This window comes from Pseudomonas sp. 2995-3 (genome assembly GCF_002742565.1).
Lineage (GTDB): Bacteria > Pseudomonadota > Gammaproteobacteria > Pseudomonadales > Pseudomonadaceae > Aquipseudomonas > Aquipseudomonas edaphica.
The window spans coordinates 1-505 of record NZ_LJSB01000389.1; the positions used below are offsets into that span (position 1 = coordinate 1).

The following is a 505-nucleotide window of genomic DNA, read 5'->3' on the forward strand; positions in this document are numbered from 1 at the left end:
CTTGGCGCGGTCAGCGTGACGGTCGTGGTGTCCGCAGTGCCAGGTGTATCCGTGACGGTGGTATTCACCGGCGTTGTGCCCGGCACCAGGTTTTCGAAGTGCTCGCCGCCAGTTACACCCTTAATTGCGGTGGTAACGGTCTGGTCGCCTTTGTATACGTCGTTAGGCGCAACAGTGGTGACGGTACCGCTGGACTGATTCACACCGATGGTAATGGTCTGGCCATTGTCCAAAGTCACGGTCAGCGGGTTGGTGATGTTGGTCACTGCCGCGCCGTTTTTATCCACAAGGCTGGCGGTGTAGACGATATTGCCGCCTTCACCGACGGTGGTGGTGGCGGTCAGAACCACATCCACTTTGTCGATGGTGTCGTTGATGGTGGTGGTTGCGCCATCACCAGCCACTTCCAGTTTTTCGAAGTTACCGCCAGCAGTGTCGGTGATCTTGACGGTTTGGGTGCTCTTGTCGATGAACACGTCATCGCTAGGCGCAGGGACGGTTACGG

1 protein-coding gene is annotated in these 505 nt (G+C 57.6%); it reads right to left on the reverse strand.

The window, feature by feature from the left end; translation table 11 throughout:
- A partial coding sequence (locus tag AOA62_RS29825) for an immunoglobulin-like domain-containing protein (RefSeq protein ID WP_143521950.1) occupies positions 1–505 on the reverse strand: 505 nt, incomplete at both ends.